Source organism: Paenibacillus odorifer, from assembly GCF_000758725.1.
In the GTDB taxonomy this organism is placed as follows: Bacteria; Bacillota; Bacilli; order Paenibacillales; family Paenibacillaceae; genus Paenibacillus_AQ; species Paenibacillus_AQ odorifer.
The window spans coordinates 5,161,303-5,177,172 of record NZ_CP009428.1 but is presented as its reverse complement, the minus strand read 5'-3'; the positions used below and the strand labels follow the sequence as shown (position 1 = coordinate 5,177,172).

The following is a 15,870-nucleotide window of genomic DNA, read 5'->3' as shown; positions in this document are numbered from 1 at the left end:
GATTGGCAAGATCGCAATAAAAAAAGTTGTGAGGTTCGCTTATGCTGAAAAGAATAAAACTTCGCACGCTGTTTATAGGAGGGTGTATTACCCTCTTTTTTCTTGTTTTGATCGTTAGAGTGTTCTGGATTCAAGTTATGCAAGGTGAGGAATGGCAGGAAAAGGCCGCCACACTTTGGGCACATACCTCAACTATCAAAGCGGAGCGAGGTACGATTTCTGACCGTAACGGGAGTGTGCTCGCTAGCGATGTCCCTGCTTATACCGTGGTGGTGAATCCTGAAGTGATTCAACAACAAGGCATTGGGGAAGAGGTCATCACAGGATTACACGAATTGCTAGGCAAACCAGAGGATGAGCTGCGTAAGCTGGTTGAAGCCAAGGACGAAAAGACGGGTGCTTACCTCAAGAACCGTGAAATACGTAATGAAGGCTGGAAGATTGATCAGGAGCTTGCCGATAAGGTGAAAGAATTTTATGTAGCCCTAGGTAAAGAACATAAAATTCAAGAGACCGGTATTGGGCTTGTTAGAGAGCAGAAACGATATTATCCAAAAGATGAATTAGCTGCACATATCTTAGGTTATACAGATAGGGACGGCAATGCTATCATGGGACTGGAAAAATACTTTGATACGGAGCTTAAGGGTGCCGATGGCAAGCTGCTTTATCAAAGTGACGGTCAAGGGGTAAAATTGCCGGATTCACAAGATACCTATAAGCCAGTAGTAAATGGAAGTAATTTCAAGCTTACAATCGATAGTACGATCCAGCATTATATAGAAGAGGCCATGCAAAAGGCGTATGCGCAATATAAGCCAAAAAGTATGAGTGTCATTGCTGCTGATCCGAACACGATGGAGATTTTGGGATTAGCCAACATGCCTACCTATAATCCAAATGAATTTTGGAAGACCGGGGCTGAAGGGGCAGGATTCTATAATCATGCTATTAAATCTACTTATGAGCCTGGTTCCACCTTCAAAATTGTAACGCTTGCCGCCGCAGTAGAAGAGAAGCTTTTTGATCCTGTTGCGACATTTTTGTCCGGGTCCATCCGGATAAAGGGATATAGTAAGGCACTGCATGATATTAATCATGCTGGATGGGGGCAAATCAGTTTTCTTGAAGGTGTGAAACGTTCTAGTAACGTTCTATTCGTTAAGCTATATGAAATGCTCGGACAGGACAAGCTATTACAGTATATCAATGATTTTGGCTTCAATGAGAAAACGGGAATCGATCTGCCAGGAGAAGCAAGCGGGGTCGTTAACCCTAATGTTGGACGTCCTATAGAAATTGCGACACTCGCATATGGACACGGAAAAGTGCTAGTAACCCCACTTCAGCAGCTCGTTGCCGTATCTGCTATCGCTAATGGGGGGAAGTTGATGACTCCGTATGTAGTTAAGGAGGTCACAAACCCTAACACTGGTGAGACAAAGGTTACTGAGCCTAGTGTAGTGCGTCAGGTGATTGATGAGGAAAGCGCCAAGAAAACGGGTGAATATTTGGAGCAGGTTGTTGCTGACCAAGTAAAAGGAACAGGGCGTAACGCTTATATTGACGGCTATCGCGTGGCAGGAAAGACAGGAACGGCTATCAAGGTTGAAGGTAAGGATTATGTGAAATCCAAAGTACTTGTCTCCTTTATTGGTTATGCTCCTGTTGATGATCCAAAGATCGCTGTTATTGTCATTATTGACGAACCGAACGTTGAGGTTGGCGGCGGTAAGGCAGCTGCTCCAGTATTTAAAGAGATTGTATCCCAGTCTCTGCAATACATGGGAGTACCTAAGCTGGCGTCTGAGGCTAGTGATAGCAGCAGCAAAAAGCCGGCTAAGACTGAAACAGTCGCACTTCGGACTACACCAGATCTAACAGACAAGACGATGAAGGAAGCAAGAGAAGCACTTTTGGATCAAGGCTTCGATTATGTAGTGGTCGGAGAAGGATCTGCTGTAGAGAGTCAATATCCTGAGGCAGGTACGAAGCTTGCTACAGGGCAACGGATCTATTTATTAAGTCCGCAGGGGGCTCAGCCTACCATTCCAGATTTAAAAGGGGAATCCCTGCGTGATGCACTTGAAATTCTAACTCTACTAAAAGTAGAGATTGCGGTAGACGGAGAAGGTTACGTCTCAGAACAGATTGTAGGAACGCAAAATGGCAAGACCTTGGTCACTTTGAAAATGAAGCCATTAAATGATTATGGCGAAGATATTCCCGTGGCCCCGCCTGCTGATGAGGGGACAGATTCCGAGAGCGGAACATAGCTTGTTCTAACCCCTGTTTGTCCCGAATAGTCATGAAGATAAGAGCTCATGTCTATTGTTGAAAGTGGGGGAGAACGGAATGAAGGTTTCCAAAGTCGTAACACGGCGGAGAATGCTGTGGACATTGCTGGGACTGGCAGTGTTATTCGGTTCGCTGGTCGTGCGTCTTGCGTATGTGCAATTATCTCAAGGCGAGGAATTGACTGCGAAGGTAGAAGATTCCTTGCGCCGCAATATTCCTTTTACCGCTAAACGTGGTGAAATTATGGATCGTGAAGGTGTGCCGCTCGTTTCTAATATCACCACACCTACAGTGTATGCAGTACCGGTGCAGGTAAAAGAGAAGCAAAAGACAGCACAGCAATTAGCTCCACTGCTTGGGATGACTGAGGAGAAGCTGATGACATTGCTGTCCAAAAAAGAAATGTCGGTGAAACTTCAGCCCGGCGGCCGCAAAATTACGATGGATCTTGCCGCGAGCATCCGTGATTTGCAGCTGCCGGGCATCGTTGTCGCTGAGGATAGCAAAAGATATTACCCTTACGGCGATTTAGCCGCGCATATTTTAGGCTTCACAGGTATAGATAACCAGGGTATTACAGGAGTAGAGAGTATATATGACAATCTGCTCAAAGGCATAGCCGGCAATATTTCTTATTTGTCTGATGCAGGCGGAAGACTTATGCCTGGCTCATCTGAGAAATATTCTGCCCCTCAAGACGGACTTAATCTGGAGCTGACGATTGATAAACAGATCCAGTCCATTATGGAACGTGAGCTGGATCAGGCTATGGTAAAATATCAGGCGCAGGGTGCTTGGGCTATAGCTATGAATCCGAAGAATGGTGAGATACTAGCCATGGCTAGCAGACCGGGGTATGAACCAGCATCATACAAGGAATATGATGCGCAGATTTACAACCGGAATCTGCCTATCTGGATGACCTATGAACCTGGTTCAACGTTCAAAATCATTACTCTGGCTGCTGCGCTGCAGGAAGGTAAAGTAGATCTTCAGAACGATCATTTCTATGATCCGGGTTTTATCGAGGTAGCGGGCGCAAAGCTGCGCTGCTGGAAAAAGGGCGGCCACGGTAGTCAAACCTTTTTACAGGTAGTTGAGAACTCCTGTAACCCTGGGTTTGTCGCCTTAGGGCAACGGCTGGGAAAAGAATCACTTTTCAAATATATTCGTGATTTTGGTTTTGGCAGTAAAACGGGAATTGATCTGAATGGGGAAGCTAATGGCATTCTGTTCAAGCTCAGTCAAGTAGGTCCGGTAGAGCTTTCGACTACAGCCTTCGGCCAAGGGGTTTCGGTTACGCCTATTCAGCAGATTGCTGCGGTATCCGCGGCTATCAACGGCGGTAATCTCTATAAACCGCATGTAACAAAAGCATGGGTTAACCCGGTTACGGGAGAGACTGTATCAGAGGTGAAGCCAGAGCTTGTGCGGCAGGTCATTTCGGAGGAAACATCCAAGAAGGTGCGGGCAGCACTTGAGAGCGTGGTTGCCAAAGGCACAGGACGGCCGGCTTTTATTGACGGCTATCGTGTAGGTGGCAAGACGGGTACTGCACAGAAGGTTGTAAATGGACGTTATTCTCCAACAGAGCACATTGTTTCTTTTATTGGCTTTGCGCCAGCGGATGATCCTCAGATCGTTGTGTACACTGCCGTGGATAATCCGAAAGGGATTCAATTTGGGGGTGTGGTTGCAGCTCCAATCGTGCAAAATATTTTGGAAGACTCACTGCACTATATGAAGGTTCCGGAGCGCAGTGATCAGCTTCCCAAAACTTATAAGTATGGCGAAACTCCGATAGTGACCGTACCTGATCTTACCGGAGCAACGGTGCAGGATATCTATGAGGATTTAAATATGAATTTTAATCTTGCACGTTCAGGCACAGGAAATACGGTCATCAATCAAGCTCCTAAGGCTGGGGCCAGAGTAGAACAGGGCTCAACCATCAGGATTTATATGGGAGCATCTAGTGAATAATGATTAAGGTATAAGGTTTCAGCTCGTATCCGAAAATGTAGAGTGAGGGATTACTATGAAAGTTAACGAATTATCTGCTTGTCTTGCTACTTCGCAACTATACGGGGATGGAGATGTGGAGATTACTGATCTTCAGACGGATTCCCGCCGTGTAGGCCCGGGAGATCTATTCATCTGTTTGCCTGGCCACACCGTGGACGGGCACAAATATGCGCCGCAAGCAGTAGCCTCCGGAGCGGCGGCTATTGTATGTGAGCACAAGCTGGAGCTTGATATCCCGCAGATTGTTGTGGATGACTGCCGGTTTGCGATGTCTGTCATGTCGAATGCTTTCTTTGGCTCACCTAGCAGCCGGATGAGAATGATCGGGGTGACGGGCACAAACGGCAAAACAACAACGACTTATCTCATTGAGCGGATTATGCAGGATCAGAATATGAAGACAGGTCTGATTGGAACGATTCAAATGCGCTATGACGGCAAAAGCTACCCTATGTCAGGCACAACTCCGGAGTCGCTAGATCTGCAGCGGTCCCTTCATGATATGGCTTCCAAAGGTGTGGAATGTTGCGTAATGGAAGTATCCTCTCACGCACTTCAGCAAGGACGTGTGAAGGGTGCGGACTTCCGTACGGCAATTTTTACGAACTTAACCCAAGATCATCTGGATTATCATCATACAATGGAGGAGTATCGGGCGGTTAAAGGGCTCTTTTTCTCCAGATTAGGAAATGTGATCTCTCCGTGGAAGGAAGAACGCAAATATGCGGTGTTGAACGCGGATGATGAAGCCAGTCAATATTTTGCAGCCCAAACTGCGGCGGAAGTGATTACATATGGCATTGATAACAACGCTAATGTCCGAGCTTCGCAAATATCGATCACTGCAAAAGGAACTTTTTTCCATGTGGATACGTTTAAGGGGAAGACGGACATTTCGCTCCGTATGGTTGGAAAGTTCAATGTCTACAATGCACTCGCGGCGATTACAGCTGCTTTATTGGAAGATGTCTCTCTGGCTGATATCAAGACTAGTCTTGAGGCAATCGATGGTGTAGCTGGACGGGTGGAGTCAGTGGATGAAGGTCAGGAATTTGCTGTTATCGTTGACTACGCACATACACCAGACGGGCTAGAGAATGTATTAAAGACGGTCTGCGAATTTGCTACCGGCAAAGTGCTTACAGTGTTTGGCTGTGGCGGAGACAGAGACCGGACGAAACGTCCATTAATGGGGAAGATCGCTGCACGATATAGCGACATGGTATTCGTAACTTCTGACAACCCTCGGACGGAGGACCCTCAACTAATCTTGAAGGATATAGAAGCAGGACTAGTAGAGGATGGAGTCACCTCTGACCGGTATCATATGATTGTTGATCGCCGAGAAGCTATCGGGAAGGCTATTGAAATGGCAAGCCCTGGCGATGTAGTATTGATTGCGGGGAAAGGTCATGAGACCTATCAACTGATTGGCGGAGTGGTTCATGATTTCGATGACCGCATCGTCGCTAAAGAAGTTATAAGGGGCCGAAACTATTGATTACAAGAACGCTTGAAAATATTGCTGCCATGTGCGCAGGGGAACCTGCTGCTGTCGAAGCTATGAATACAACCCTTACGGGAGTCGTTACCGACTCCCGTAAGATCACACCCGGCTGCCTGTTTGTGCCTCTATCTGGAGACAAATTCGATGGTCACCACTATGCTGCCGCAGCACTGGCTGCTGGTGCTGGCGCAACCTTGTGGCAACGCGATAAAGGACCGGTACCTGAAGGTGGCGGAGTTATTATTGTTGAAGATACGCTGGAGGCTCTCCAGAAGTTGTCCGCTGCTTATCTGAAGGAAGTGGCTCCGCAGGTTGTCGCTGTTACGGGCAGCAACGGGAAAACAACAACAAAAGATATCATTATGTCTCTGCTTGAAGTGCAGTTCAAAGTGCACAAGACAGCGGGGAATTTCAATAATCATATCGGTCTTCCGCTTACTATTTTATCCATGGCTGAGGATACAGAGATCGCTGTACTTGAAATGGGGATGAGCTCGCGGGGAGAAATTGCTCTGCTGGCTTCTTTGGCTGAACCTGACGTAGCGGTAATTACTAATGTAGGCGAGTCGCATTTACTGCAGCTGGGGTCACGTAAAGAAATAGCCCGCGCCAAGCTGGAGATTGCCGAGGGGCTGAAGCCGGGGGGACTGCTGATTTATAACGGTGACGAACCGCTGCTGACTGAGGTAATGCAAGAGTCCACTTTTAAGGCTCCAGAAGGGATGAGAACCTTCCGTTTTGGTCTAAATGAGGATAATGATGATTATCCAACAGGGATGATGTCCCATACTGGTGGCATGACGTTCACGTCAAGCCGTCATAAGGAACATGCTTTTACATTACCGCTGCCAGGTCAGCATAACGTTGTTAACGCTCTGGCTGCACTAGCGGTTGCTCGTCATTATGGGGTTACGGAGCAGAATATGAAGGACGGTCTAAGCAAGCTCAAGTTGACGGGCATGCGGATTGAAGTGATTCGGACTTCCTCCGGACTTACGCTTTTAAACGATGCTTATAATGCCAGCCCTACTTCTATGAAGGCGGCTATAGATGTCCTGCAATCTATGAAATGCAGTGGCAATAAAATCGCTGTGCTCGGGGACATGCTGGAACTTGGGCCGGAGGAAGTAGAATTTCATCAAGAAATAGGCTACTACCTTGACCCTTCATTAACTGATTTTGTATGTACTTACGGACCATTATCCGTTCATATTGCCAAAGCAGCAGAAGAGAAATTCGGCAAAGAGCGCGTAAAAGCTTTTACAGATAAAGCGGAACTAACCGCTGTCCTTCTAGAGAAATGCAGTGCTAAGGATATTGTTCTATTTAAAGGATCAAGAGGAATGAAGCTCGAGGAAGTGCTTCAGAGCCTAAATAAAGATATTCAACAGACCTAAATCATTGGAGGGGGTGTACCCATGGATTATCAACTATTGTTATTGACTATTGCTGTTTCCTTTATCCTTGCGGTCATTGCCGCTCCGCTCTTCATTCCGCTTCTGCGCAGGATGAAATTCGGACAGCAGGTGCGAGATGACGGACCGCAAACCCATTTGAAGAAGGCGGGAACGCCGACTATGGGCGGTATCGTGATTATCGTAGCTTTTACCTTGTCTTATCTGAAATTTTCTGTGGTGAATACAGATTTTTACGTACTGCTCGTAGCTACGCTTGGTTTTGGATTGATCGGGTTTTTGGATGACTATATCAAAATTGTATTTAAGCGTTCCTTAGGGCTCACAGCACGTCAAAAGTTATTTGGACAGCTGCTGGTTGGTGCTCTGATGTGCGGTCTTCTGATTTATGCCGGACACAGTACAAATATCAGCGTACCAGGTACTGATTTCAGCTTTGATTGGGGTGGCTGGTTCTATTATCCATTCATCATTATTATGATGATGGCAGTGACGAATGCCGTTAACTTTACAGATGGAGTCGATGGACTGTTGTCTGGTGTCAGTGCCATTGCATTGGCCGCATACGCGGTGGTGGCAATGCAAGCTACGTCTATTGCGGCAGGTGTATGTGCTGCGGCAATGATTGGTGCTGTATTAGGCTTTCTTGTGTTCAATGCCCACCCTGCTAAAGTGTTTATGGGGGATACGGGTTCGTTTGGTATTGGTGGTGCTATAGGTGCTATTGCTATTGTCACGAAGAGTGAGCTGCTGTTTCTCATCATAGGCGGTGTCTTTGTAATTGAAATGTTATCCGTCGTGATTCAAGTGGTTTCATTTAAAACCCGTGGCAAACGTGTATTCAGAATGAGCCCGATTCACCATCATTTTGAGCTTGGTGGCTGGTCGGAGTGGCGTGTGGTAATTTCGTTCTGGGCGGTTAGTTTGGTGTTGGCTGCTGTGGGACTATTTATTAGCAAGGGGTTGTAGAGAATGAAACATCCAGATATGTATCGTGGTGAAGAAGTTGTGGTTCTTGGGCTTGCTAAAAGCGGTGTCCAGGTGGCTAAAGTGCTGCATGAACGCGGCGCTATAGTTACGGTTAACGACAAAAAGGAAAGAGATCAAAGTCCCGAAGCTTCCGAATTGGAATCTTTGGGAATTTGTGTTATATGCGGCGGGCATCCGGAAGGACTTATTCATGAAGGTGTAAGTCTGGTAATCAAAAATCCAGGCATTCCTTATTCTGCGCCCCCTGTACAAAAGGCAATTGAGCTTGGAATTGAAGTGGTCACAGAGGTAGAGGTGGCTTATCGACTTTGTGCAGCGCCGATGATCGGCATCACAGGCTCCAATGGCAAGACGACAACGACGACCTGGGTAGGCCATATGCTGGAAGCTGCGGGAATGAACCCTATAGTTGCGGGCAACATTGGTACGCCTCTTTGTCAGGCTGCACAAGAGGCTACAGAGGATAACTGGATGGTGGTCGAGCTTAGCAGCTTTCAACTCAAAGGTACGGAGACCTTCCGGCCAAAGATAGGCTGTCTGCTGAATATTGCAGAGACTCATCTGGATTATCATGGAAGCATGAAAGATTATGTGGATTCCAAAACCAAGCTGTTCGCTAATCAATTAGCTACGGATACAGCAGTGCTGAACTGGGATGATCCTGTCTGCCGGGAACTTGTGCCCTATGTGAAGGCTTCGATTCTTCCATTCTCCTTGTTTGAGGAGCTGCCTCATGGAGTATTTGTTAGCCCGTCCTATATTACGGGGCAAGATGATGAGCTGAAGCGCCACATTATCTATCGCGAATCTGCGGACAAGGAAACGATAATCGCGGATGTGGATTCCATCGCTCTTCCGGGTCGCTTTAATGTGGGGAATGCGCTGGCTGCCTGTGGAATTGCTATTGCCGCTGGAGCTGACCCCTCTCTATTAAGCGAAGTGCTTTCTTCTTTTCGTGGTGTGGAGCACCGCCTGGAGTATGTAGCTGATAAGGCTGGAGCCGCTTATTACAACAATTCCAAAGCAACGAACTCCAAAGCGACAATTACGGCTTTGACATCTTTTCAGCGTCCGGTGGTATTGATCGCTGGCGGATTAGACCGTGGCTCCGATTATATGGAGCTGCTGCCTGTCCTGAGCGGACGCGTCAAAGCTTTGGTGGCGTTAGGACAAACCAAGGACAAGCTAATAAATGTAGCACAGCTGGCAGGATTAAAGCAGATTATCTCCGTCGATAATGGGGAGAGCGCCGCCGCCGTGCTGCAAGCAGCTGTGCGGGAAGCTTCCGCTCTGGCGGAAGAAGGAGATATCGTTCTCCTGTCTCCTGCATGTGCTAGTTGGGATATGTTTACATCCTATGAAGAGCGCGGGTGTATTTTTAAAGAGGCGGTGCATAACCTTTAAGTAGGGGGGTGGATAAGCCCCTACTACGGATGCAAGAGGTGTGCTCCTGATGAACAAAACTCGTCATGCTCCCGATATTTGGTTGCTGATTCCCATTCTTTCTTTGCTGGTAATCGGCATGGTGATGGTATACAGCGCCGGATCTGTCTTGGGCTTCCGCAATTATGGAGATTCGTTTTACTTTGTAAAGAGGCAGCTTTTGTTTGCAGGACTGGGACTTGTTGCAATGTTTGTTACAGCGAATACAGACTACAAAGTGTTAAAAAAGCTGGCTAAGCCGGCACTGATTGTCTGCTTTATCCTGCTCGTTATGGTGCTTATTCCCGGCATTGGTGTAGTTCGCGGGGGAGCGCGCAGCTGGCTCGGAATCAGCTCCTTCGGGATTCAGCCCTCCGAGTTCATGAAGATGGGGATGATTCTATTTCTGGCGAATTGGCTGGGAAAAGAAGAGTATGATATCACCTCCTTCACTCGTGGCTTACTTCCACCGTTAGCGCTTATCGGATCAGCCTTTGCACTGATTATGCTCCAGCCGGATCTGGGTACAGGTACCGTTATGTTTGGCGCAGCCTTGATGATGGTCTTTACAGCTGGGGCAAGAATGAAACATCTACTCTCACTAGGAGTAGCTGGCGTGGCTGGGTTTGTTGCTTTGGTTGCCGCAGCACCTTACCGGTTGCAGCGGATAACCGCTTTTCTTGATCCTTGGTCCGATCCCCTCGGTGCAGGCTACCAGATTATTCAGTCGCTCTACGCGATTGGCCCTGGAGGGCTTGGGGGTCTCGGACTTGGAATGAGCCGGCAGAAGTACAGTTATGTACCTGAGCCGCAGACCGATTTTATTTTTTCTATATTGGCCGAGGAACTGGGGTTTATCGGTGGTTTGGCTGTGTTGATCCTGTTTCTTATTCTAATCTGGCGCGGAATGAAGGTGGCGATGAGTCTGCCTGACCGTTTTGGAAGCTATTTGGCCGTTGGCATCGTCTGTATGGTGGCTGTGCAAGTCATTATTAATATTGGTGTGGTCATCGGTCTAATGCCTGTAACAGGCATCACACTTCCTCTGATTAGCTATGGAGGTTCTTCGCTTACACTGATGTTAACCTCCCTGGGCATTCTATTGAACTTATCCCGTTATGCGAGGTGAAAGACATGCGTATCGTATTAAGCGGCGGAGGCACGGGTGGTCATATCTATCCCGCAGTCGCTGTTGCTAGACAACTGGAAGCAGAAGATAGTGAATCTACCTTCCTGTATATTGGTGGAACGCGTGGCTTAGAGAGCAAGCTTGTTCCCCAAGAGAATATCCCTTTCAAATCTATCGACATCACTGGCTTTCGGCGCAAGCTGTCCATGGACAACGTCAAGACGGTGATGCGTTTTTTAAAGGGCGTTAAGGCTTCCAAAGAAATGTTAAGAGAGTTTAAGCCTGATGTTGTAATTGGTACAGGCGGTTATGTATGTGGTCCAGTCGTTTACGCTGCATCCCGGCTGGGTATCCCAACTTTGATCCATGAACAAAATGCTATCCCTGGTTTAACAAATCGTTTTCTAAGTCGTTACGCGAGTACAGTGGCCGTAAGCTTTGAAGGGACAGAATCTGCTTTTCCGGGGAGTAAGCACGTAATCTACACAGGTAATCCTCGGGCAACGACGGTTACTACGGCTAGTCCACAACGGGGGTTTGCCTCGCTGGGCATTCCGGATAACAGCACGGTTGTTTTGGTTGTTGGCGGTAGTCAAGGGGCTAAGGCTATTAATAAAGCCATGATTGAAATGGCCCCATTTGTGGGTAAGGGTAATGGTGTTCATTATGTTTACGTTACAGGTGAGCCTTATTTTGAGGATACCCGTGCTGAATTGCGTCAGAAGCTGGGTAGCACACCGAACTGGCTGCATGTCCTACCTTATGTTCACAATATGCCGGAGGTCTTGGCTTGTACCTCCTTAATCGTAAATCGGGCGGGGGCATCCTTTCTCGCTGAGATTACAGCGCTGGGTATTCCTTCTGTACTTATCCCTTCTCCTAATGTGACGAACAATCACCAAGAGGCGAATGCAAGACAGCTGGAACGCGAAGGGGCCGCTGTGGTGGTGCTTGAGAAGGATTTGAATGGTAAGGCGCTTTATGAAGCTGTGCAAGCAATCATTGGAACTGAAGCTGTACGCCAAAAAATGTCTGAGGCTTCCAAACGACTGGGCAAAAGGGATTCTGCTGCCATTGTCACTAACGAACTCCGAAGACTAGCCGGTAAACAGTCTTAAGCCATTTACCTTTGAGAGGTATTTTCCTTATTGGCAGCTCTCTGTCACACACTTGGAGGAACGAACATAGGATAATCCTATAATCGTGACAATCACCCAGAACACTTCCTAACCTGAAAGGTAGTGCAGGATAATCTTGTACATTTCATATGACCTTGTATCGGAAGTGTTTGTGGTGGGTGAGCGGTAATCTCGGAGGTGATACATTGGACAAATTGGTGATTGAGGGTGGAAGTCCCCTGTCAGGCACCATTCGTATCCATGGAGCAAAAAATGCGGCGCTGCCGATTCTAGCGGCAAGCCTGCTGGCCGAAGGAGTTCACTCACTGCATAATGTGCCGAAGCTGCTGGACATCGAGACTATGCTAGACATCTTGGATCGGCTGGGCTGCAGGTGCGTGCATCAAGAGGATACGGTGACGATAGATACGTCAGCCGTGGGGACATCTCATGTACCTGAGGATTTGATGCGGCAGATGAGATCTTCCATTTTTTTAATGGGACCGCTGTTATCCAGATTTGGTGAGGTAACGATCTATCAGCCTGGTGGCTGTGCGATCGGGGAGCGTAAAATCGATCTTCATTTGCAGGGTCTTAAAGCACTGGGGGCGGAGATCGAGGAAAGCAACGGACGAATATCCTGTCGGGGCTCAAAGCTTGTAGGGAGTGATATTCATCTCGACTATCCAAGTGTTGGAGCCACGGAGAATATTATGATGGCTGCCGCCAAGGCAGAGGGGACAACGACGATATCGGGAGCAGCAAGAGAGCCGGAAATACAGGATCTACAGCAATTTTTGAATAGTATGGGTGCTCAGATTATCGGTGCAGGCACGGATACCATTACGATCCAGGGTGTCAAAAACTTATATCCCTGTACGTACGAGGTAATCCCAGACCGGATAGTGGCTGGAACTGTAATGATTGCTGCGGCAGCTACACGTGGGAATGTGACCTTGACACATACGAACGCCGGGCATCTGACTTCGCTTATTCATGTGCTTAAGCGGGCTGGTGTTCAAATCACAGTATGCAATGATATAATTAATGTCAGCTGCATGGGACGTCCGCGTGCGGTTGAGAGAATCGTAACCTCTCCTTATCCTTCTTTCCCGACGGATCTGCAATCTCAGGTCATGGTGCTGCTGTCGCTCGCCGATGGTTTTAGTGTGATCAAGGAAACGGTGTTTGAGGGACGGTTCAAACATGTGGAAGAAATGGCCCGGATGGGTGCTGACATCTCTATCGATTTGAATCGTGCGTTTATTCGCGGCGTTCAGAGATTGTATGGTGCTACTGTGGAAGCTACTGATTTGCGGGCGGGTGCAGCTCTGGTCATTGCCGGGCTTGCTGCACAAGGGACTACGGTCGTTGAGCAAGCGCATCACATTGACCGTGGTTATGATGGAATAGAGAAGCTGTTTCAGAAGCTTGGCGCGCGTATAAGCCGTAAGGTGCCTGTAACGGATCCACTTGATTTGGCCAATTAAAGCTCCCTGTCTCCTTCCAGATCTCTCAGAGAAGGAGACAGGGCCTTATTACGGAGATATGAGAATGACTACAACCCGATTACCTCTTCTTAAAGAGGACAAGCCTAAGAAAAAAATGAGCCGTAAGATTACGGCGATCCTGCTGCTGCTGTTCACTGCGCTTCTTGCTGTGATTTTTTTCAGATCGTCTATTAGCCATATTACAGTGATAGATTTTCAAGGTAGCAAGTATTCTACTAGTGAAGAGTTACTCTCACAAAGTGGAATTAAAATAGGTGGGCAATTCTTTGCTGTATCAACTAAAGCTGTGGAAGAATCTCTGCTGAAGCTTAAGACGATTAAAGACGTCAGCGTGCAGAAGGATTTCCCCGGGGTGATCACAGTAAAGATTGAGGAATTCCCTGCGGTAGCTTATGAACTGGAACAGGGAGGCCTCTTAAAGGCGATTCTGTCCAGTGGAGCTGCAGTGCCTGTTAATGAGACTGGAATTGCTGTTGAGAAACCTATATTAACGAACTGGGACCCGGAAGATCCGAATAAGGCTAAGCTTTGTCAAGCATTAGCAAGCATTCCTAATGAATTGACAAGTGATATCTCTGAGATTGTTCCCTCGCCAACCTTGTCTTTTCCAGACCGGATCAAGCTCTATACTAGATCCCGTTTTGAGGTGATTACAGCCATCTCTTTGCTAAAGAGCAAGGTGTCCTATTTGAATCAGATTATAGAGACTGAACAGCCTGGACTCATTAAAATGCTAGAAGCCGATTCATATGTTCCTTTTCAGGTGGAAAGCGATGAAGAAGATGTTGCGCAAGAGTAGTGTGGAGGTAAATAGTCCCTACTAATAGAGTTAAAAAAATGCTACAATCGGAGTTACGGGCAAGAAGCTATATCCCTCTTTTTTCTTCGATTTTTTTGAGATATAGTACTATATTTGGTTGAAATGACCAATTAGGCCGATATTTCTTGTGATAATTGCTATTTTTACAATAACATATGAGTAACTATTCACATTTGGGGATGTTGGAATATTATTCCGTTCAAAAAATTTGTAGAAAAAAGAGGGAAAGGATTAGGTATGTTGAATATGTACAGAGAAGTTTCCCGGGACCGGGATAAGGTAATGCAATTAATTATGATTATAACAGGAGGTGCCATAGGACTTGAGCAACAATGACATCATTGTTAGTTTGGACATCGGTACATCCAAAGTTCGGGCAATAATTGGGGAAGTTACCAATGGAACCTTTAATATTATTGGCGTTGGATCTGCTGATTCGGAAGGAATACGTAAAGGCGCGATTGTAGATATCGACCAAACTGTGCAATCGATCAAAAGTGCTATAGATCATGCAGAGCAGATGGTGGGTATTCAAATATCAGAGGTTTATGTAGGCATTTCCGGTAATCATATTGGCCTGCAATCCAGCCACGGTGTTGTGGCCGTTCAGAATGAGGATCGTGAAATCGGCGATGATGATATCGATCGCGTAATTAAAGCTGCGGAAGTCATTGCTATGCCTCCGGAGCGTGAAGTGATTGATGTTGTTCCCAAACAATTTATCGTCGATGGTCTTGAAGGAATTCAAGACCCGCGCGGAATGATTGGTGTTCGTCTGGAAGTTGAGGCAACAATCATTACGGGTGCTAAGACGCCAATACATAATCTACTACGCTGTGTTGAGAAATCAGGGCTGAAGGTAAAGGATCTTGTGCTGATGTCTCTTGGAGCTGGTGGATTGGCGCTGTCCAAGGACGAGAAATCGATGGGATCTGTTCTGGTTGATATTGGTGCGGGCTCAACAACAATAGCCATATACGAAGAGGGTTCTCTTAGTGCAACCTCCACGATTCCGATCGGAGGAGAATTCGTAACCAATGATATTGCCTACGGACTTCGGACGCTTACTGATCAAGCGGAGAAGGTAAAACTTAAATATGGTTGCGCATGGATTGACGATGCAGCCTCAGACGTTGTCTTCAAGGTATTGCGCATTGGCAGTAACGTGGAGAAGGAATTTAACCAAGAGGATCTGGCGGCAATTATCGAGCCAAGGGTGCAAGAAATATTCCACCTGATTCGTCAAGAAGTTAAACGGCTTGGTTACAGTGAACTGCCTGGAGGTTATATACTTACAGGTGGGACTGTCTCGATGCCGGGTGTATTGAAGGCTGCTCAGACCGAGCTGGCTGCATCTGTACGCATCGCCGTGCCGGATTATATCGGTGTACGGGACCCTGGGTTTACCGGCGGTGTCGGTATTCTGCATAATGTTGTCCGTAGTTTCCGAGCAAGAAACAGTGGTGGAAGCAGCAACAAAAAGACGGTCAACCGGAGCAAGCAGAACGCCACTCCGAGTCAGGAAACTGTTCAGAAGCCCGGATTTGTGGAGCGTCTAAAAAATATGTTTAGCGAGTTTATATAAGTGTAAGTCCAGATATACTTGGACCGGCCATCCAAGCACATTGAGGGGGA

Annotated in this window: 11 protein-coding genes; all 11 read left to right on the top strand. The window is 47.2% G+C overall.

Annotated features, from left to right (window positions below):
* Window positions 1-41: 41 nt before the first annotated feature.
* Window positions 42-2,276 carry a penicillin-binding transpeptidase domain-containing protein gene (locus PODO_RS22675; protein ID WP_038572866.1) on the top strand — a complete coding sequence of 745 codons (2,235 nt, stop codon included), beginning with the start codon at window positions 42-44 and terminating at the stop codon, window positions 2,274-2,276.
* A gap of 79 nt (window positions 2,277-2,355) precedes the next feature.
* Window positions 2,356-4,281: a stage V sporulation protein D gene (locus PODO_RS22670; RefSeq protein ID WP_036683661.1), complete on the top strand. Its 1,926-nt coding sequence runs from the start codon at window positions 2,356-2,358 to the stop codon at window positions 4,279-4,281.
* A 55-nt stretch (window positions 4,282-4,336) separates the two neighbouring features.
* Window positions 4,337-5,824, top strand: a complete 1,488-nt coding sequence (locus tag PODO_RS22665) for a UDP-N-acetylmuramoyl-L-alanyl-D-glutamate--2,6-diaminopimelate ligase (RefSeq protein WP_038572864.1) — start codon at window positions 4,337-4,339, stop codon at window positions 5,822-5,824.
* Window positions 5,821-7,227 (top strand): UDP-N-acetylmuramoyl-tripeptide--D-alanyl-D-alanine ligase, encoded by a 1,407-nt coding sequence (locus tag PODO_RS22660; RefSeq protein ID WP_038572862.1) that lies wholly within the window; start codon window positions 5,821-5,823, stop codon window positions 7,225-7,227. Before PODO_RS22665 ends, PODO_RS22660 begins: the two co-directional genes overlap by 4 nt.
* 21 nt (window positions 7,228-7,248) lie before the next feature.
* Entirely contained in the window at window positions 7,249-8,214 is a 966-nt protein-coding gene (mraY, locus tag PODO_RS22655) for a phospho-N-acetylmuramoyl-pentapeptide-transferase (protein ID WP_038572861.1), read from the top strand.
* A 3-nt stretch (window positions 8,215-8,217) separates the two neighbouring features.
* Window positions 8,218-9,639 (top strand): UDP-N-acetylmuramoyl-L-alanine--D-glutamate ligase, encoded by a 1,422-nt coding sequence (murD, locus tag PODO_RS22650; protein WP_036683650.1) that lies wholly within the window; start codon window positions 8,218-8,220, stop codon window positions 9,637-9,639.
* 49 nt (window positions 9,640-9,688) lie between these two features.
* Window positions 9,689-10,786: a stage V sporulation protein E gene (spoVE, locus tag PODO_RS22645; protein ID WP_036683647.1), complete on the top strand. Its 1,098-nt coding sequence runs from the start codon at window positions 9,689-9,691 to the stop codon at window positions 10,784-10,786.
* Between the two features lie 5 nt (window positions 10,787-10,791).
* Window positions 10,792-11,904, top strand: a complete 1,113-nt coding sequence (gene murG / locus PODO_RS22640) for an undecaprenyldiphospho-muramoylpentapeptide beta-N-acetylglucosaminyltransferase (RefSeq protein WP_038572859.1) — start codon at window positions 10,792-10,794, stop codon at window positions 11,902-11,904.
* Between the two features lie 206 nt (window positions 11,905-12,110).
* Window positions 12,111-13,394 carry a UDP-N-acetylglucosamine 1-carboxyvinyltransferase gene (gene murA, locus PODO_RS22635; RefSeq protein WP_036683642.1) on the top strand — a complete coding sequence of 428 codons (1,284 nt, stop codon included), beginning with the start codon at window positions 12,111-12,113 and terminating at the stop codon, window positions 13,392-13,394.
* A 64-nt stretch (window positions 13,395-13,458) separates the two neighbouring features.
* Window positions 13,459-14,214, top strand: coding sequence for a cell division protein FtsQ/DivIB (locus PODO_RS22630; protein ID WP_038572856.1), 756 nt, complete (start codon window positions 13,459-13,461; stop codon window positions 14,212-14,214).
* Between the two features lie 343 nt (window positions 14,215-14,557).
* Entirely contained in the window at window positions 14,558-15,820 is a 1,263-nt protein-coding gene (ftsA, locus tag PODO_RS22625; protein WP_036683637.1) for a cell division protein FtsA, read from the top strand.
* The last annotated feature ends 50 nt before the right edge of the window (window positions 15,821-15,870 follow it).